Here is a 20,428-nt window from a genome sequence, read left to right as displayed (position 1 = left end):
GGCCGGTCACGATCGACATCGAACCAGCGATCCCGCGACGAGGCAGCTGTAACAACTGCAATGTCTACCGCGACTTCGCCACTACCGACAACTCTGCCGCCGGCCAGCAACGCCGACGGCCACCGAGGTCTTGGTCCGGGATGGGTGACCAGGTCCGACGAACTCGGTGCCGGAGCCGCGGGGAGCGGCATGCACAGGGGTCGGAGAGGAAGAGACCGAGGTAGCCGTGTACTTCGGTCTCGCCGGAAGGGACGGAGGAAATCGGCTTAGAGGTTGCCGCATGGCGTGGCGTTGGCGGGTGAAGCGGATTTGAGGGTAGTAGAGTTAGTTGCGAACTGAGGTGGAGGTGGTGCATTCCGGAGGAAATGCCGTTGAACGGCAGTACTTGCGGGTCATTCACAGCAGTACCCGTTGCCGCGGTCGCGGAAGACAAGTGGACTCTCGGCGGATCACCCTGAGGAGCAGGTCCAACCTTTGAACTTTGGTGTAACAACACCGTGCAGCAAGTCGATGAACCTCACCAGCGGGCGTGCAAAGTGATCACTCATAACCGCGCTCACCTGTGCATCAAGAGTTTGACCGGATGATGGGGGCCGATCACGTGAGCCACTCACGGGGCGACGGAATAGTCGGCCGGGGACCCACACGCAGAACGCCTCTCACGCAGTTCGTGCTTGACGAAGAGTACGGCTGGGGACGACTCGATCGAACTGCGGAGACGTTGTCCTTCTTCGATTCACCTACATCTCCCGAAGTCATCCTCAACTCCGCGGGGCGTACGTTTTACGTGGCAACACTCGAATCTCAGCAGCGGACATGGTGGTTCCGCGGGGATCGTTGGATGGTGGGCCGGATCAGTATCGCGCATACACTGGACGGAGAAGAGGCCTACTACGTCGAGTTTCCCAACTTGGAAACCGCTGTCGTCCACGCCTCGGAACTACGTGTCCGGTGGAAGATGCCACTGCTCGACCCCTTGCCGCTCTTGAAGACCGGTACGGTGGAGACCCAGTACTTCCACACCAGGAGGACCAGGTTCCTGCGCAGCGTGGCGGAACAGCGGAGTGCAGTGCGCGGACTCGGCGGACTGCTGTCTTCAGCCGTGGAGATCCATGAACACCAGGTGGGCGCGGCGCGGCGGGTGTTGACCGACCCCATTCCCCGTTACCTGCTCGCAGACGAGGTCGGACTGGGCAAGACCATCGAGGCCGGGATGGTCATCCGACAACTCCTGCTCGACGGTCCTGGACAAGTACTTGTCGTCGTGCCGGACCACCTGGTGGAGCAGTGGAGGGCGGAACTGACCACGAAGTTCAGGGTCGGACAGTTCAAAAGACGCGTGCGGGTCATCGGGCACTCACGCATTGAGGACGAACACCCCGACGAACGACTCCTAACGGTCGTCGACGAGGCCCATCGTTTCACCGACCACGTCGCCTACGACAAAGACGACCAACGCCTCCGCCGCTACCAGGCACTCGCGGGGGTCGCACACTCGTCAAGTGCGCTGCTCCTGCTGAGTGCAACGCCGGTACGGAGCAACGAAGACGCGTTCCTCGGTTTGCTCCACCTTCTCGACGCCAAGAACTACCCCTTGTCCGACGTCCAGGCGTTCCGCCAGCGCGTCTCGATGCGCGACGACCTGGCGCTGGCGATGTCGGCGTTGGATGGCGACCTGCCGTTACGCTACCTCGACGAACCCCTCGACGAGATTGCTGGCCTGCTTCCCGACGACGAACTCGTCGGGATGATCGTGCCCGCCGCCATGAGGGCCATCGAGGAAGACGACCCGGCTGCGGTCCGCACCGAAGTGGGCCGACTCCGCCTCCACGTGTCCGAGACCTACCGGCTCCACCGCCGGATGATCAGGAACCGCCGGTCGAGCGTAGCTAAAAAGTCTTTCCCCGTGCGAGGTCGCACACTCGCAGAGCAACACGCACTGGTCGACCCCGACGCACGTCGCCGTGCGATGTTCGCACTGTTCGATGACGTCCGAATCGAACTAGAACTGTCTGGCCGAATCGATGCCGGTCGAACGCTGCAAGTCCTGCTCGGGCGTTTCCTTGCGCCCGCGCAAGCGCTCTCCGACCTGGTGGCGGCGCTGCGACAGGACGATGCTCACGACCTGTCCCCGGACGAACTCGCTGCGGTGGTCGTGCTGCAGGAGATCGATGCTGCGGATGAACTCGCGCGGAGGCTCACCCTGCTGCTCGACAAGGACGTGCCATCAGATCGCATCTCCGCGATGTGTACCTGGGCACGCCAACGCGCAACGCGCGGCAAGCACGCCATCGTCTGTACCTACCCGAACACCGCGCGCATGGTCTTCGAGGCGCTGGTCAACGAGGTGAAGAGTCATCGCGTGACCGCCCTGTTGGAAGGGCAGAGCCCCTCGGATCGCAGCGCACAGATCGCAAACTTCGAGCGAAGCAGCGAACGAACGTTCGTCGTGTTGGACAGGTCCGCCGAGGAAGGGGTCAACCTCCAAATCGTCGAAGAAGTCCTCCACCTCGACACACCTACATCGAGTTCGCACCTCGAGCAGCGGTTGGGGCGGTTCGACCGCTGGAGCGAGGTCGCCTCGCCGATCAGGTCAGTGCTGGTCGAGGACGTGGACCCCGAAGTGAGCCGCCAGTTCGATGCGTGGACGCGAGTACTGAACAAGGTATTCGGCGCGTATACCTCGTCCACAGCCACGTTGCAGTACGTGCTCGCTGACATCGAGGCGGAGTTCTTCGCGGAGGCGGTGAGATCGGCCCTCACCGGTGCAGAGGCCTCGCTCGAGGGCCGCGCAGCCGAGCTGGAGGTGGAGCGCCGGCGGATCACGGGCCAGGACTCACTGGACAGCATCGAAGATCGCGCGGAGGACGAGGAACTCGCCGATCGGATCGCGGAGTTCGACGCCAAGCAGCAGACGATCTCCAACGCAGCCATCGGCTACGTCCATGAGATGCTCGGCTTCGCGGTCGAATACGCCGAGGATGGCATCCGGTTCCAAGCGGGCAGGAGGCGACCTCCCCTACTGACCGAAACGGAGGTCAAGGCGATTGGCGTCGACACTTTGCAACGCACCTACACAACCGATCGCATCAACGCAACTGCCGGACATGCATTCCTCCGCTGGGGCGAGCCGCTGGTCAACGCCTTCTCCGAGTTCGCTGAGGGCGACGACCGTGGACGCGCATTCGCGGTGGAGATCGCTATACCCAAACTCCCGCGCGACGAGCGCCCCACGATCGTAATGTCCTTCGACATCAAGGTAGGGCCCAACCAGGTAGTCAACGCGGGAAACGCCGACGAGGCGTTCGTCCGCGCCGTCAAGTCGCGCGCGGAGCACTTCATGCCCACGACCGTCGAGCGAGTCTGGTGGACGCTCGGAAGGGGCGCCTGCACTTCTCAGCAGGTCAAGTTCTTGGAGACACACCAGGGCGAGAATCTGGGCAGCCGGCTTGAGCGCTTCCGTGAACTCGTGGGCTCCTTGAATTGGGAACACCATTGCGAGACTTCCTTCGCAGGTGCCTTGAGTGCGGTACAGAACAGCAAACGAATGGTTGACAGAGTGGAGCGGTCCAAAGCTCTCGCCGAAGAAGTCTTCCTGCGCGAACGCGCCATCTTGGCCGCCCGCCGACAACGCGGCGATCGATCGACGTTCGACCAGGCGGTCGCGGATAGCGTGACCCACGCCCTCAGCTTCCCGACCTTCAGCCTGGAAAGCTGTGGAGCGGTGTTCATCACCGGGACGGGCAACTGATGGGCTCTCTGTCGCTCGATGATCTGGCCGCACAGGAAGATCGACTCGCACGCAGGCTCACCGATCCGAAAGCGTCCGGCGGCGATCTCCTCGCCCTGGTCCGAGCCGCTCTTGTGGCACGGGGATATGGATCGATCTTGACCGACTCACCCGGCCTTCGGCCCATCGCGCCGGTGATGTGGGCCAACCACGGCTTCAGCCCCATCGGTCCCACCGAGTGGAAAGCCACGCCCTGGCTCCCCGAATGGCTCGACCACCACAGCACACCTCCCGACGAGGCACCCGCGCGCAAGGCAGTTCGGCGAAGGGACTGGCGGCTGGGCGCTGACCGCTTCTACCAGGAAGCCACCGACCGCGATGACTACCTCAGCGCGGGCCAACGGGACGCGGTGCGGGCAGTTGGTGCCGCACAGCCCGGCGATTCGGTCATCTGTGTACTGCCCACAGGATCCGGCAAAACAGACGTGATCCTCAGTCGCGCCATCTCACGCCGCCCGAAGCAGACGTGTCTGGTCGTACCCACCGTCGCCCTCGCGCTGGACGTCGAGCGCCGGGTGTCGGAAATGACCGGAGAACACCATGACTTAGCTTATCACAGCGGCCTGTCCGCGGAAGCCAAGTCAGCTCTGGCAGACAGGGTCCGAGAAGGGACGCAGTGGCTGGTCATCACCTCGCCGGAAGCGGCGTGCACGGTGCTGGCCCGCCCTTTGGAGAAGGCGGCGGCCGACGGCCGACTCGACCTTGTGGCGATCGACGAGGCACACATCATCGCCGAGTGGGGAGATGACTTTCGTCCCGCGTTCCATAGCTTGGCCGGTCTGCGTACCAGGTTGATCGAGACAGCTCCCCCTGGCAAGCAACCGACGACGGTCATGCTCACCGCGACGTTGGACGACCACGCTTTCGCGACCTTGCAGCGCCTCTTCCCGGGCGCTCAAGAGCTGCTCGTGTCGGCGCAGGCCACTCGCCCGGAGCCGGCCTGGTGGGCGAGCGAGTGCACCGATGAAGACGAGAAACGCCGCCGGTTCATAGAGGCGTGCAGACGCCTGCCCCGACCGCTGCTCGTGTACACCACGCTGCACACATCGGAGCGGTCGACGAACGTGGGGACCGCCCTGTCGTGGCTCACGGCAGCCGGGTTCCACGCGATCGCGGGCGTCACCGGCTCGTCGACTGCGGAACAACGCAAAGGCGTGGTCCGTCGCCTGAACCTGGACGGCGATCCCGGTGATGACCTGGACGTCGTCGTAGCGACATCTGCCTTCGGCTTGGGAATCGACATCCCCGGCATCAGGGCCGTTGTCCACCTGTGCGTGCCGGAGTCCGTTGACCGCCTGTACCAGGAGGTGGGACGCGCAGGCCGGGACGGGAAAGCCGCCGCGTCGGTCGTTCTGTGGACCCAAGCCGATGCGCGGGTGGCCAGGCAGATGTCCGAAGCGCGACTCATCGGTGACGAGAAGGCATGGAAGCGCTGGACGGCCATGCGACTGGGCGCAGCGACCGGCGACCGGCTCGAAGTCGACCTGACCGCCGCTACAGACGACGTCACCTACCCGTGGAGCGATGCCAACCGCTACTGGAACCTCCAGACTCTAAGTGGGATGGACCGAGCAGGGATGATCTCACTCGACTGGCCCACACCGCCCGACGTGCCGGCCGACGTGTCCGACGACGTCATGCAAGAGATCTTCGCAGCGCATCGTCGTTCCACCGCGGTTCGCATCAAACAGAGCAATCTCGGTAACGAGAGAGCTTTTCGTGCGCAGTTCCGTGCTGCTCAGTCGTCAAGCCGGGGCGCAGCCTCGGCATCACTCCGATCAGCGATGACTCTGCTCAACGGGACGCCAGGATGCACCAACAGCTTCCTCGCAACCCACTACCGACTTCACCCTGAGTCCGGGCTGATCGCCTCGGTTCGGCAGTGCGGCGGGTGCCCGCACTGCCGGTCGGCCGGTGGCCAACCCATCGCCGAAAAGTCGTCGGTGCCGCCACTGATGGCGGGCAACTTGACGGTCGCGGCGCGTCCTTCGTTGCTGCGCTTGGCCGAAAACGGCAAGCTGTGCATTTGGACTGACGACGACCAGGATGCCGAGGAGCGGGAACTGGTGAGGCGCCTGCACGCACTGGGTGTCCTGGTCTTCGCGTCGGACGATGACACGTTGGCGTTGCCGGCCGGCAAACGTCTCTGGTGGGAGCGGAAGATCACCGAACTCGGCGACGACGAAGGACTCGATGTTTCGACCCTCATCGCGATCCGCCGTGACGCGCGGGCTCTCGGCACAGCAGAAGCGTTGTCGAAGGTGACTCGCAGTCCGCTCGCCGTGGTACTGACGACGAGGGACCACCCCAGTCCGTTCGACGACCGGTCGCTGCTCCGAGAGGCATGGGGCTCGTCGTACTACATCAACGACATCCTTCGGAGGCTGTGAGTGGCGCTCTTGAACTCCCCCGACATGCTCCCGGAAGCCATGCGCTTCCTGGTCAGAGCGCTGTTAGCAGTCGGTGGCGGACCGTTTCCCCGCCAGGAGTTGCTCAACCTCGTATCGCCACCTGGCCTGAGCGCCGCCATGGAGCCACTCGGCGGCGCCTACGCGCACGAGGCCGTCAACCCGGCCGAAGACGACGAACCCGACTCCATCGAAGACGAAGACGATCAAACGACCGACACTGCGCCGGGGAAGCAAAGGACTGGCGGCGCGGTGATCGCCACCCAATCCCTCCTCGCATTGAAGACGCTTGGCCTGGTCACCCTCGAGAAAAAGCAGGTGAGCTTGGCCTCCACAGCAAGCGAACTGTGGTCGAGGCCCATAGAGGTGACGCCGACCGCATTTCGTGCGTTCCTGCTCGACAACGTGTTCCGGTTGTCCGACCCCACAGCGAGCCCCGGCGACCGGAACGATGTGAACGACCTTGTCCAGGCAGTGGAACTCGTCTACGCCGCCGATAGGCCGCTTCAACCGTTCGCGCGATTCATATCAGCAAATTTGGAACGCGGTTTTCGGGAATTGCAGGTATCCACTTTCGGTGATGATAATAAACTGTGGCCGGTGCGCAACGAAACCCGGTGGACCGCGTTCTGTCGCTGGTCCTTTTACTTAGGCTTGACGGGCCAAGCCGGCGACAGCGGTGTCATCGCCGATGCGAGTATTGCTCTCAAGATAAGACTGGGGCGCCTACCGCAAGGCGTTTACGACGCAGGAGCATTCGTAGAGCATTGCGCCGACGCAGTGCCGTTGCTCGACGGAGGCGCGCTGCAGCGGAGGTTCATCCCAGAGTTGTCCGGGGCGACTCGAGTCCTGTCTCCGGCATTGTCGATCTCATTGTTGCAAATGGAAGCAGACGGCGCCGTAAAACTCACCCAAAAGAGCGACACCGGCGTGTACGTAGTCCGCCTGCACACGGACCAGTCCGGAGACAGGGCTTTCACCAGTGTCGAATGGCTCGCAGACAACGAAGACCGGAGGAGCAGGGCATGAGCGGCGACCTCGTCTGCTGGGACCGAAAGGCAGTGGCCTTCGCGACTCAAATCGATGTCGGCGGATTAGAAGTCGGTGACCAGCGCGCCGACGCCGTCTTCTCCGCTATCCACCAACCATTGCCTCTGGTCACCGTTCGCGATGTGAACGGATCCCAGGAGACCCCCACCACGGAGGCCCACCTCCTCAGCGAATTCACCAAGCCGCTCCACGCGAACGAACCGCGCCTGGTCTTCGTCACTGGAGCGAAGGGGACGGGCAAGAGCCACCTGGTGCGGTGGCTGAAGTCCCAGGTCGGACCTCGGCCGAACTGGCACATCGTGTATATCGAAAAACGCAACACGAACCTGCGCCGAGTCATCGAGCGCATCTTGGAGGGAATCGACACTCCCAAGGCGACGCAGCTTCGAGAGGCACTGGCCAAAGCAGGCTCCGAAATCACCAGTGACGAAGAAGCCATGAGTGCTCTCCTCGCCCGACTCGACCACCTGGTCCAGTTCGATCAGTCTCCCGACTTGAAGAACCTGCCGGAGGCAGAACCCGCGGAAATTGCCTACCTGCGGAAGCAAGCGCACCGATTGCTGGGCGACTTCACCTTCCGACAAGAGTTGAGCAGGTCGGACGGCCCAGTCCGCCGACTCGTCCGCATTGCGCTCACGAGTTCGGAGGCCGCGGAGACCGACGAGGCAAGCTTGCACCTCACAGAGCAGGACCTGCGCGTCGACCCCGGCAGGTTCGAGGATGCGGGCCAGGAAATCCAAAAACTGGTCAACAAAGTCAACGGCAGCTCCCGCCTTCGCTCTGAGATCGCAGCGCTCTGCGATTCATACCTAGAACGCGCTAAGGCCGAGGTCTTCACCGGACCGAACACAAACCTGATCGAGGTTTTCGAGGACGTCCGCAGGGAGATCAAGGCGCGTGGGCACGAACTCTGCCTGTTCATCGAAGACTTGGTCCTGCTGCACGGCATCGACAAGCAGTTGGCGCAGGCACTGACCATCCCCGCCAGCAGCGAGTTGTGCACGTTGCGTGCGGCCATTGCTGTCACGGACGGTTATCTCGGTTCAGTATCCACGTTCGCCGACCGCGGCATCCTCTTCAAAGTGGACATCTACACCGGCACGATCGGGCGCGAAGGTCTACGGGACTTCGTTGGGAGGTACTTGAATGCGGGGCGATTGAAAGACGAAGACCTGCTCGCCTTCCAATCCGGCAGGCCGGGCTCCGACTCACCGAAGAACGCCTGTCTGAAATGCCCCATCCAATCCGAGTGTCACGCGACGTTCGGCACCAGTTCGTTGGGGCATGGACTCTTTCCTTTCAACGCGACCGCAGTTGACCGCTTGGTCAGCCTGTCCAACGGCGAAAACTTTCGGCCCCGGTTCATCCTTCGACACGCGATCCGCGATCCTCTCGAGGTCGCCGAGAGTGAATTGGAAATGAACGGGACATTCCCCTCAAAAGAGTTCGCCAAAGACCTCGATCCAACCCGACGTGAGGTCCCGGTAATGGTCCGGGCAGCGATCAGCAGGGAGAACTCGATCTCCTCGGAGGCCGAGATGAGTCTCCGGGCGTTCTACGCGAAGTCTCCACTGGTCCTTGACAGCGCGGTGACGCGCATTGCCGAATACTTGCACGTCAAGATCACGGACCTCGATGACGAAGCGGTCGCCGAGGAACCCAAACCGCCGCCGACACCAACCGATCGAACGCAGGGCCCAGCAGCATCATCGAAAACCTCAGCCCTTGACGAGTTTCAAGCATGGACGGACAAGACGACTCTGAGTTCTGGCACCGCGAACAAGATCCGCGTGTGGATTTCAACGAAGATCCTCGATTCTTTTCGCAGCGGCCCCTACGGCCTTGCAGTCACAACTGAGGGGAAGAACTCGTGGCGTATCGGCGAACACAGCATGCGCCTCAGCGACGTCTGGATCGAGCGCGCCGAGGGCGGCGGCGGCATCAAGTCAGACAACCCTTTCGAGATCAAAGTCAGCGACCAGAATGCTCTCATGTTGCGTGGGATCGTCGCCGCGTCTACCGGTCTCCCACTCGACGAGATTGACGGTGGCAGATGGTACTTCGACCTCCACACCCGCATCGCCGAGTATGTCGACAAGATTGCGAGGCTGGGCCGCGCGAACGACGATCCAGCACTTCGAGATGCTGCCACGATCTTGACCGTCCTACGGAACATATCCGATGAGCCAGGAACCACAGTCGCGGACGCACTTCCGTCGATGCTGATCCCCGAAGTCGGACCGGGTCCCACCAGTGCAGCGGTCCGTCAGTTCGCCAAGGACAGCAAAAAAACTCACGTCAATGCCTTGATCACCATCCGTGATCACGCAACGGCCGCCAAGGGAAAAGGTGCTCCATCTTTGATGGACACCGGTCTGATCTACGCGCACATCACCAGATCGCTAAAAATCGGAGACTTTTCTACAACAGGTCACGACGCCGACAGCGATACTCGACAATTCCTGCAAGTTAGACTGGAGCGTGCTTCCAACCGCGCCTGGGGAGAGATCGCCAAGGTCGTGGACGAACTGAAGACCCGGATCTCCCCGGACGATGACTGGGAGTCGACACGCGCAGTGATCGATCAACTCGTTGAAGTCGGGCATGCGGCGGGCAAACTGCCCTACTCCCAGTCGAAGGAGCAGCACGACCTTGCTGTCAGCCGGCTCCAGAGCGACGGGATGACGATCTACCGGAAGCTCGCGAAGAAACTGTCGGATGGCGTCGGCCCCGCCGATCTGTGGCAGATTCGCAACGATCCCCTGCCCGCGCTCCAAGCCCTGAACCACTACACCGGGGTGGTCGACCAGATGCTCAAGGCCATCGAGCAGGACGTTCCAGCCGGCGCCGGGACCAGTACCGCCATCGAGACCGAGAAGTTGGTGGTCGAGTTTCGAGAACTCGCCCAGGTGCTGGACGACATCACGAAGCACGGAGGCCGAAGGTGACAACGCCATCACTGGCCACACGTGCACGACGACTGATCGAGCACTTGGGTGACGTCAAGGAGAGGGAGCAGGACCAGCAGGCTCGATCCATCGTCGAGTCGGTCTCGGCGAGATCTCAGGTGTGCCGCCGCCGGTTGTCAGCCACCACGGACGCCGTCCAGGACCTGGAGCGACACGAGATTCCTTTCCCGACCCTTCAGCGAACGTTGTTGAATGACATCCCGGCCGCCAAGCGGACCTTGCGGACCACCGCGACCACCATCGAGCGCACAGATCCAAGGGCCTCCGCCGAACGGGCTCGATCACAGTCGGTCGACAGCGCCTTGGCAACGTGCGAGCGCATTGCCAAGGAACTCGAACTCCACCTCGCCAGAGCAGCCAAGCTCAGACGGCAGCAACTCCTGCCCGCGGACATCCAGTCACCGGTGCACGGCTACTCCGGCGTCAGCGAGGCACTCGTCGTGAGGCTGCAGAGCCTCCAGAGGACTTTGCAGGCGCCGTTGCCCGAAATGGCTGTCGACAAACTCGTGGCGTCACTCGATAGGATCGCCGCACAGGCCGAACAGTGGACGCGGGAGCATCCGCTGCTGGAAGCAGCATTGGAGAAGCACCACCCTGAGATCAAGGAGTTCCTCAGACTTGCAGCCACCGAGGGAGGCGCGCCATGGAGTGCGATCACCCCGAGCGTGTCCCAGTGGCTGTCAGACCCCGCCAACACAGCTGACCTGAAGGTTGTACTTCGACTGTGAGCACCATCCCCCGCCCCGACCTGATGAGCGCGCTCGACCTGATCGAGGAGGCCGAGGCCCGCCACTTGGCGTGGGGCCTGCTCGACGAGTCGTGGAGCCGTGAACAACTCCTCGACCTGCTCGACGACAAGTGGGACTGCGGCGACTCCGAGTCGTGCTTGCAACAACTCGAGTCGGAAAACCTCTTGTTCTCACTCCCGCGGAGCGCACCCGTCCAGTATCGGACCCGGATGGCCGAGACGGTTCGCTTGTTCAGCCGATTGCGCCAACTGTTCCCGAACCGACCGTGGCAGACCGGCAGCCGGCTGGTTTCGGACATACGCTTCCTCCGCAGGCCGCGCATGTTTTCCGAGCGTACGCTGGACGCCGAGTCCTGCCTGCGCGAACTCTCGGTACTCGATATACCTGGTCCGCTCGTGAACGAAGTGAGCAGGCTCCTCAGCGGGCGAAAGCTGTCGCGCTTCCAACTGGACGCCACGGTTGCCGTCACCAGGGCCGCGCAGTCCGGCGCTGACCGTGGCGTGGTGGTGAGCGCGGGTACCGGCAGCGGGAAGACCTTGGCTTTCTACCTCCCCGCCATGGCAAGAATGGCGGCGGCAGGACCCACCAGTCCCCGCGCCATGGCGATCTACCCGAGGAACGAACTGCTCAAGGATCAGTTCGTCACCGCGCTCCGCGAAGTCCGCAGTCTGCGCGCGGCCGGCGGTCGCAAGTTGACCATTGGCGCCTACTTCGGTCTCACCCCTCGGAAGACACTCGCCAATTCACACGACCGGGAAGGCTGGCGCTGGTCCAAAGCCGTAAAGCGCTACATCTGCCCGTTCCTGAAGTGCCCGTCGGTCGAAAGTGACGGATCAGCGTGCGACGGCCAACTGGTGTGGGACAAGCCGACGGAGAACACAGCCTCCCGCAACTGGGGCAGTCTTCGGTGCCTGAAGTGCAAAGACCGGGTGACCTCCGATGAACTGCGGCTCACCCGCGACGCGATGCAAGCTGATCCTCCCGACATCCTGTTCACCACCAGTGAGATGCTGAACCAGCAGATGAGCGACGGTTGGTCGCGCCACGTCTTCGGACTGGGCGGAGGCAGCGCGCGAGTACCGGACCTGATCCTGCTGGACGAGATCCACACGTACACGGGAACCAACGGAGCCCAGGTCGCGTACCTGCTGCGCAGGTGGCGCAAACTGCTCGGCAAGCCGGTGACCTGGGTGGGGTTGAGCGCCACGCTCGCCAATGCAGCCACATTCTTCGCCGATCTGTGCGGCCTGCCCGCCGATGCGGTTGAGGACGTCCGCCCGAAACCGGCCGATCTCAAGCCGCAAGGAAGTGAGTACCAACTCCTGCTCCGCGGCGACCCAGCGTCTCAATCCGCGCTACTCTCGACGACGATCCAGAGCCTGATGCTCTTGCGGCGAGTGCTGGAGGACAACGGAGACAGTCTGGGCAAGCCCTTCGGTAGTCGCGTGTTCGCCTTTCTCGAGAACCTCGACTTGGTCAACCGCCTTTACCGGCAACTGCTCAGCGCCGAGGGCCGCAATCCGTTCGGCGAGGTCGAAGGGCCCGGCTTGGCCGCGCTGCGCTTGCTCAAGCATGCGGAAAGCAAGCCCGACGAGATCGATCCGGAAGCCTGGGAGCGGGACGGCCAGCACTGGTGGCTACCCGAGAGCCTGGGTTTCGACGACCGCTCCCTGGTCGTTTCCCGCACCTCCTCGCAAGACACCGGTGTGAGCACAAACGCCGACATCATCGTGGCCACCTCGTCGTTGGAGGTGGGGTACGACGACCCCCGCGTCGGAGCCGTACTGCAGCACAAAGCTCCTCGCGATATCGCCCAGTTCCTGCAGCGGAAGGGTCGAGCAGGCAGACTTCAGTCCCAGCGGCCGTGGACCGTTGTGGTGCTCTCGGACTTCGGACGAGATCGGCTGGCGTTCCAGTCCTACGAAACCATCCTTGACCCCTCCATCCCGGCGAAGAGCCTGCCCCTGGGCAACCAGGCGGTCAGGAAGATGCAGGCTGCAATGTGCCTGGTCGACTGGATCGCCGTCCGCCTGGAATCTGACAAGCGCGGCATGAAGTGGTCGCCTCGCGTCACGCTCAGCAGTCCGCCCAAAAACGACGGGTACGAGCAGTTGGCGAGGGCTCGCTTGGCTGAGATCGCAGCCTTGCTCGATGCGGTGATCGAGGGCGGAGAACCCCAGCGGAGTCTCGTCGACTTCGTGCAGTCCAGCCTGGGACTGACCGACCAAGAAATATGGAGCGTGTGCTGGGAGCATCCCCGGTCGCTGCTCCTGGAAGCCGTACCCACCGCTCGCAGACGGGCAGCGAGCAACTGGACCGCGGTCGACGAGGATCACCACCTCGTCGAAAAGTCGGACACGACCGCGCGGCACCCGCTACCCGAGTACATCCCGTCCAACCTGTTCAGCGACCTCTTGCTGCCAGAGGTCGACGTCGAGCCGCCGGACGACTACGACGAGGCCGCTAGGACGTCACTGCCCGTGGCCATGGGCTTGACCGAACTGGCCCCGGGCAAAGTCACCCTTCGCTGGGCGGTGCGTAAGGTCGGTGGGCTGTGGATTGATGTGCCGCCCGACGGTGTGGTGGACCTGGACGACAAACTGGCACCCGGCGGCGATGTGGTCCACTACGTAACGGTGGACGACAGGCAACTCCCGCTCGTTCGCCCGACCCGTCTGAAGCCCGAGAAGCCCGGCGGCACCATCCTGCCGACCTCCAACGGCAGGCTGCGCTGGCAGCTCCTGATCGACTCGGACGCCGAGGGAACGCCACTCCCGCGCCCGCGTACCGGTCCGCTCGGCGATCTGGTGTCAGAGGTGACTGCGTTCCTCAACGTGGGCCGTGGACCGCTGCGAACGTGGCGATTCGCCCTCGGAGGTACCGCTGAGATCGTGACCCGGAGAACTCGCGAACGGCGGGACTACACGTTCACGCGACAGGGTGAGCCAGCTGCGGTCGGCTTCGCCGCCGCAGTGGACGCCCTGCGCATGACCGTCGTCGTGCCGTCGACCGTCGCGGAGTTCAACCTGCACTTGGACGAAGAACGCCTGCGTCAACTGCGCACCGACCGGTTCACCCACCTCGTCAAGCAGGGCCTTGAGGCGGAAGAGTTAGACCCGTTCGGCGCGATGTGGGTGACCGACGTCGCGCTTTCCGTGGCCGCGGGCAAGATTCTTCACGGCAGTGACGTCGCCGATCTCGTGTCGTCCACGCCTCGCGAGTGGCGGGAACTGGCGGCCGAGGTGGTGGACGGAGTCTTGCTGGCGACCACGCACAGCTCCATCGACGAGACTCCACTGCGGGACGTCGTGCTCGACGCGATCGACCAGCCTCGCTACACCGACGTGCTGCGAAACGCCGTCAGCGCACTCGTCGACGACCCCAGCGAGGAGTGGGCTCCGTGGCTGCGGGCCCGATTCCTCCAAACCGTTGCGGCCGCTTGGCAGTCAGCTGCTCAGCAACTGTGTGCCGACTTCAACGTCGACACGGATGCTGTTGTCGACGTCATCGACGCCGGCGGCCCCACGGCTCACATCGTTCTCTCCGATGCCGTGACGGGCGGTGGCGGGCTCGTCGAAACGCTGACCGAACGGATCGCGGACGACCCCCGTCGGTTCGACTCGCTCGTTGCGGGCGCAGCAGAGCCGTCCGACACGGAGGAGGTCGACTACTCTCTGCGACGGGTGCTGACGCTACTCGCCGATGACCCCGACGTCGCCAACGCCGCAGCGACGTTCAGAGCCGGCCGAGGAGACAGGCTAGCCAGTTGGCAAGCCCTCATCGCGCTCATCTCGGAAAAGGGGGTCGCCAGGAGCCACGCCACGATCTCCGCCCTCGCGACCCGAGTTTTCCGCCCCGGTTCTGTCCAGGAAAGTGACAAACTACTGCGGCTGCTGCTTCGCAAGTGGGACGAGTTCGACGTCCGCGCGCGATTCGCGATCGACCACCGGGCGATTTGCACTTTCCTCGCCGAGGACGAGGAGGTCCTAGCTCTGCTCAAGCGCATCGCGAGCCCGCGCACCAGCACTGAGTGGGAGGTCCAGAAACAGTCGACCCTACTGAGCCTGTTGTGGACGCGAGCCTGCGCACGCCGTCCCGAGACCCTTCGCACGAGCAATCGATTCGTGCTGAACCCACCCGCCACAGAGCGAAGCCTGCTCAGAGACGTCCTGCCAGAGCAGGCGCGTGCGGTCGACGTCGACCAGGCCTGCTGGCGCGAGGACGTCGTGTCGGTGTTGCGGACGTGGGGCAGTGCTCGGATATTCAGTTCCTCTGACAACTCGACTGTGCTGTCGGACGCGATGCGTGGACTGATGGTCACCCCGCTGGAGGTCGACTGGCTGCACGTGCACCCGAAACTCGACTGCGTCCTCCGCGAGAATGGTCGCTTCTCCATTTCGATGAACCTGCAAGAGGCTCCGCAATGAACACCAGACTCATCCACCGCAGAGCGGCTTCACCCACGCGAGACCTCGCCGCCTGCATCGAAGGCATGCTGGCCGCAGAACTGCTGTGCCCGGGCAAGAACATCATGGTCGTCTCACCTTGGATGTCCGACTTCGCAGCACTGGACAACCGGGGTGGCCAGTTCACGGCAATCGAGCAGTCGTGGGTCGCGACGATGGTCCCCTTTTCCGCTGTGCTGCGCTCCTTGCTCGCGCGAGGCGTCGACGTGCGTTTGGCCTGCGGACCTGGCGAGCGAGAGTCCGAACTGGTCGACCGTCTTAGTCAAGGTGCTGCGTTGGACGGCACAACCGATCAACTGGAAACAGTACGCCTGTCACAGAACCGCAAGGTCTTCAGTCATGAGAAGGCGTTGGTGGCTGATTCCTGGGCGATCTACGGATCGATGAACTTGACCAAGAGTGGCGTATCGATGAACGGAGAGTTGATCACCGTGACCACCGACAGCACCATGGTCACCACGGTGTCCACCGAACTACGCGGTCTGTTCGCATGACGGACACCGATCGAACGGCGAGGTGGGAAACGTTCCTGGCGGACTTCTACTCGGCTCCCAACGAGTTGCGCCCATCGGAAAACGCGCGACTGAAGTGGTTCGTGGAACAGGGGCGGGCCGCCTGGATGGCCGAGTCACCTTCGCCCTTCTTCCTCCCCGGACGTAAGGGTCAATGGGACTACTGGTACGCGATCTGCCCGAACCGCGACCAGCGCCTCTGGGTACGCGACTTGGTTCGCGCGCACGCCGGGACATGGATCGATACGGACATCAAGCACGTACCGGCTGAATCGACGACTCCGGCGGACGCAAATGTCCACGCGTTCGTCGGCACCGAGGGAAAGGCCCTCCGCTTCCTGGTTGCCAAAGACAGCAACGCCGTCCGTGAGGTGCAGAACAGCCTTCAGCGGCTGACCCGGGTGCTCGCGACTCGGCCGCACCGCAAGGTGCGGCTGTCTCCTCATCTGGGGACACTGATCGGCGACTTCTGGGATGCCTGCGCAGCAGGCTCAGAAGTATCCGCGCATGAACTGCTGCTGCTCATCGAGCAGGACCACCGACTCTCCAAAGTGAACCGCCTGTTCCAGCGACTGCAGTTTCTGGCGACTTTCGAGCGGTGGGACGAACTGGAGCAACTGGAGCAACTGCCGGACCTACTTCGCCTGGACAGGCCCGTTCTCGCCTCTGACGCGCTCGCTCGACTAGCACTGGCACGATTGACAGCCAACGCCTCGGTCGCGGACTTCGTCAACGCGGCGTCGAAGTTCGGTGCATTGGTGCCGACGGTGACGACCATCCGGTCCGCGGCGGGATCGCAGTTCTACGCTTTCTGGTCCCTGGCCAATGACGAGAGCCCGACGGAAGTCGCCGAACACCTTAGTGACGCGGGTTGGCTAGACCATGCCCTCGCGCACAGCGGCCTGGCCGCACTCTTGACGGCGTCGGACGACAGTCAAGCTACTCAAATCCGCCGAAAGGTAGTCCTCTCCGACGTTACGGCGGCAATGGAGGGAAAGCGATTCGACGCAGCGATCGATCTGATGGCCGAGATGTCGCCCACGGCGGAACTGGCTCCACTGCTGGTCGATGCACTTGTCAAGACGTTCACCCCGAGCGCGATCGCACTTTTCAAGCAATGGCAGCTCAAACTTTCCGGCACACCTGCGGCGGACGCACTGGCGGTCAGGCTAACGAATTCTGCACCGGAAGCAGATATCGCGACGGCCCGGTTCAGTGATGCGCTTGAAGCCGCGTTCTCAGCGACCAGTGCCACACAGCGCACGAAGGCACTTGACGAGTTGCGCGCCCAATCTGTGTCCCGGCTCATGCGCTCAGGGGGACTCCAGGACGTCATCGGCGCCGTGCGCTCGACGAGCGAATCTTTGGATATCAACCTCCTGGGCGAGATGGTCGACCTGCTCCTTGACATCGAACGCAATCTTTTCAGCGCCGCCGGCGACTTGCCGGGCATCCAGGAATTGCGAGTCCTCACAACCGAGACGTGGGCGCTCGGCGATGAGTCAGGCAATCGCCGGCGCGCCATGAGGGTGACGGACCTGGTCAGCCGAACTCTTGCGTGCGGCGTCAACACCGCGACTTATGGCAACATCATCGACAACCTGAACCTCGCTTGGACACCCTTCCTCACGGCCGCAGACTTGCGCTTCAATTTGGAAACGTTAGAGGTGCTGGCGTACCTTCGCCCTGATGATGATCAGTCACTCTCAACTTTCGCCATGGCAGTGCTGAGCCGGGTCGGCCAGCACAACGCACTAAGACTGGACGCCAACTGGCTCGAGGTGGCAATCGCACTCGGGACCGAATTCGGTCTCGACCTGGCGGAACTGTCACCCCCTCCCCCTGCTGACCCAAAGGCGCCCCAGCACCCGCAAGTTCCCACGGGAACGTCGATCGCCATCTACTCCTTGATGGAACAGGCAAACGCTCGCGCGGCGTCCATAATTCAAAAGCGGTATCCGGGCGTGAAAGTTCAGTCGCTCACAGAAAAAGTGGCCACAGATGGTCTGCGAAACGCCGCAAAAACAGCCGACATCTTGATAATTGCTGATAAGGCAGCGGCGCATGCGGCCACAGATGCACTGAAGACCGCCCGCGGGAAGGCACCCCTGGATTATGCGCGCGGGAAAGGCACCGTCTCCTTAGTCGAAGCCACCGAAAGTGCGCTGAGCAGATTCTGCAACTCAATCGCTTCGTGATCACAAGTCGGGCGCCGTGCACGACTGAACGATCTGCCACCACCGCACCACGTGGAACAGCGCTCAGCTAGCTGTTGCGGGTCATGACGTTGTTGTCGGCTGACTGGTGCCTGAGACGAGGGAGGGATCTTTCGGCAGGATCGATGATTAGTTTCAGAAACAAATTTACACACCGTCGCACTCAGGAGCAGAGTCGGCGTCGGGCCGGCGAGTTCGCCGCAACTGTCCCCCTCATCCAGGAGACTCCAGCATGCCGCCGCGCCCCGACCCGTACGACCTTCTTGCCCTGATCACAGCGATTGCCGCCGGCGTCGCTCTATTCATCGCCGGGGCCCGCGCCGCCGATGCCGCCGCCGGAACCTTCGCGCTCCTGATCGCCACCCTCACCATTCTGCTCTGCGTCCAGTTGCACTCCGGCGACCGCCGCGCCGCCCGCGCTCGCCGCTGCCGCGGCGACGTCAACGTCGACCAGGACCTCCGTCTCCGGCGGCGAACACCCCTCCGCCCGGCCGAGCGTGTCCAGCAGCCTTGATCGGCTGGAAGTACCCATTCGGCCGCCAGACCGACATCGTCGAGCGCGGCCAGCACCGCATCGCTGGACATCGTCACGATGAACAACGCGTAGTCGGCAATCAGCCTGGTGCACAGCTCGGGCGACAACGGGTAGATCGCCCACGGCGGCATGATCGGCGAACGTGCCACCATGTCGTCGGTCCGTGCGTACACCAATTGCCCCCTTGCGGAGGATGTGCGCACGCTTAGATCGACCTCGTCGGCAGTGTGACCGGAAAGGCTGTCGAGCCTTACACCGTCTCGATCGGGCAGCCGGTATTGCCTGCCCTGGTGGGGCCTCAGTCCCAGTTGGAGGACCGAGTTGATCGATAGCCCCACGCTGAAGTTCACCACTGACCTGCAGCTTAAGTGGCCCGCCTCCGCGCGAGAAATTTCCACGTCTGCATGCTCAAAGCGGGACTTGAACCCATGGACCCGCGGGATCCCCGGGCACGGCGTGCGCGTCGACGCCGGCGGCGCCACCGTGCCACGGCCACGACCGGCAACCGGGATTCTCAGCTGGAGTCCGGTCTTTCCTGGTCCGCGCTCTAACGTCGCCGCCGCTTGGCGAACCCCGCGAGGAGGCCGATCACGCCAGCCGTCGCAGTCGAGGGAACTCCGGCGAAGTGCACCAGCAGCAACACGACACCGCCGACGGCCGTCAACGCTAGCGTTCCGACGACGATGAGGGCGGCCATTCGACGGGTGCGGGCAGCGTCGTTGATCACGTGCCTGAGTAGGGCGATGCCGGACGCGGACGGCTCGCGATTCATGTCCGATCCCCCATCGTCACCGCATCGGTAGCGGCGGAGCCGACGAGATTGCGCCGCAGAGACCACGCCGAAGCGGCTAGTACTACAGGGCTAGATCTTTGCGTGTCGCTTCGCGATATCGACTGCCGATTGTGCGAGGGTTTGCGTGTGAGCATTCCTTCTGCTGGGCGGGCTGACGTCGCGGGCGGTGCGACTCGGGAAGATCTGGCCGCGTGGGATCACGAGTTTCGGGATGTGTGCGCGCGTCTTGACGGGTTGTTCTACCGGACGGATTCGCGTGCGCATGCCCGGCATTATGTGCGCGGGTTGATCGCTCCACTGGAACGGAAGAACGGCTGGACGATCGCGGAGTATTCCGGGGATCCGGAGCCGAAGGCGCTTCAGCGGTTGTTGAACCTGTGGCCGTGGGATGCCGACGAAGCGCGGGATCTGGTACGCGTGTATGCGATGGATCATTTCGCTGATCCGCGCGGCGTGCTGATCGCGGACCCGACCGGGTTTGCCAAGAAGGGAAACAAATCGGCGGGTGTTCAACGACAGTATTCGGGCACGCTGGGACGGATCGACAACTGTCAGATCGGCGTGTTCCTGGCCTATGTCAACACGGCCGGTGATCGGGTGCTCATCGACCGGGAACTGTATCTGCCCGATGAGTCGTGGTGCGCCGATCCCCGGCGCCGAGCCGAGGCGCGCGTGCCGGAGAAGGTAACGTTCGCTACCCGCCCGAAGCAGGTTCAGGCCATGATCGCGCGGGCAGTGGTGGCCGGGGTGCCGTTCGCGTGGTTCGCCGCGGACGAGGAGTTCGGGCAGAATCCAGGGCTGCGGTCATATCTGGAAGCCGAGGGAATCGCCTATGCGATGGCTGTTGAGGTTCACCCCGAACGGTGGACAGGGGCTTACACAGTTCAGGCAGCCGCTGCCAGCGACCGCTCGTAGGTGTCGGGACTGAGCATCCCGATCG

The 20,428-nt window shown here is 63.3% G+C and carries 11 protein-coding genes; 10 read left to right on the top strand and 1 reads right to left on the bottom strand.

Annotated features, from left to right (window positions below; translation table 11 throughout):
* Window positions 1-583: 583 nt before the first annotated feature.
* The 9 genes from dpdE to AB0M59_RS00015 all read left to right on the top strand — a co-directional run bounded on the left by dpdE (window position 584) and on the right by AB0M59_RS00015 (window position 18,674).
* The gene (gene dpdE / locus AB0M59_RS00055; RefSeq protein WP_364605920.1) at window positions 584-3,751 is read left to right on the top strand and encodes a protein DpdE; all 3,168 of its coding nucleotides are present in this window, start codon (window positions 584-586) and stop codon (window positions 3,749-3,751) included.
* On the top strand, window positions 3,751-6,180 hold the full coding sequence (gene dpdF, locus AB0M59_RS00050; protein WP_364605918.1) for a protein DpdF: 2,430 nt from the start codon (window positions 3,751-3,753) through the stop codon (window positions 6,178-6,180). The genes dpdE and dpdF overlap by 1 nt, the downstream gene beginning before the upstream one ends.
* Window positions 6,181-7,227 carry a hypothetical protein gene (locus AB0M59_RS00045; RefSeq protein ID WP_364605915.1) on the top strand — a complete coding sequence of 349 codons (1,047 nt, stop codon included), beginning with the start codon at window positions 6,181-6,183 and terminating at the stop codon, window positions 7,225-7,227.
* Window positions 7,224-10,196 carry an ATP-binding protein gene (locus tag AB0M59_RS00040; protein WP_364605912.1) on the top strand — a complete coding sequence of 991 codons (2,973 nt, stop codon included), beginning with the start codon at window positions 7,224-7,226 and terminating at the stop codon, window positions 10,194-10,196. Before AB0M59_RS00045 ends, AB0M59_RS00040 begins: the two co-directional genes overlap by 4 nt.
* Complete coding sequence (locus AB0M59_RS00035) at window positions 10,193-10,945, top strand: hypothetical protein (protein WP_364605909.1); 753 nt, start codon at window positions 10,193-10,195, stop codon at window positions 10,943-10,945. Before AB0M59_RS00040 ends, AB0M59_RS00035 begins: the two co-directional genes overlap by 4 nt.
* Window positions 10,942-15,393 (top strand): protein DpdJ, encoded by a 4,452-nt coding sequence (gene dpdJ / locus AB0M59_RS00030; protein ID WP_364605907.1) that lies wholly within the window; start codon window positions 10,942-10,944, stop codon window positions 15,391-15,393. The genes AB0M59_RS00035 and dpdJ overlap by 4 nt, the downstream gene beginning before the upstream one ends.
* Window positions 15,390-15,926, top strand: a complete 537-nt coding sequence (gene dpdK, locus AB0M59_RS00025; protein WP_364605904.1) for a phospholipase D-like domain-containing protein DpdK — start codon at window positions 15,390-15,392, stop codon at window positions 15,924-15,926. Before dpdJ ends, dpdK begins: the two co-directional genes overlap by 4 nt.
* Window positions 15,923-18,142 (top strand): protein DpdD, encoded by a 2,220-nt coding sequence (gene dpdD, locus AB0M59_RS00020; protein WP_364605901.1) that lies wholly within the window; start codon window positions 15,923-15,925, stop codon window positions 18,140-18,142. Before dpdK ends, dpdD begins: the two co-directional genes overlap by 4 nt.
* Before the next feature lie 250 nt (window positions 18,143-18,392).
* Window positions 18,393-18,674: a hypothetical protein gene (locus AB0M59_RS00015; RefSeq protein ID WP_364605898.1), complete on the top strand. Its 282-nt coding sequence runs from the start codon at window positions 18,393-18,395 to the stop codon at window positions 18,672-18,674.
* A gap of 568 nt (window positions 18,675-19,242) precedes the next feature.
* On the opposite strand, the gene AB0M59_RS00010 is transcribed toward AB0M59_RS00015, so the two are convergent.
* Window positions 19,243-19,467 carry a hypothetical protein gene (locus tag AB0M59_RS00010; RefSeq protein ID WP_364605895.1) on the bottom strand — a complete coding sequence of 75 codons (225 nt, stop codon included), beginning with the start codon at window positions 19,465-19,467 and terminating at the stop codon, window positions 19,243-19,245.
* Between the two features lie 147 nt (window positions 19,468-19,614).
* Between AB0M59_RS00010 and AB0M59_RS00005 the strand changes: the two genes are divergently transcribed.
* Entirely contained in the window at window positions 19,615-20,403 is a 789-nt protein-coding gene (locus AB0M59_RS00005; RefSeq protein WP_364605892.1) for an IS701 family transposase, read from the top strand.
* Window positions 20,404-20,428: the final 25 nt, after the last annotated feature.

The sequence above is a fragment of the Amycolatopsis sp. NPDC051371 genome, from assembly GCF_040682155.1.
Taxonomy (GTDB): Bacteria; Actinomycetota; Actinomycetes; order Mycobacteriales; family Pseudonocardiaceae; genus Amycolatopsis.
Note: the sequence above shows the minus strand (reverse complement) of the source record. Positions and strands in the feature narration are given on the sequence as shown.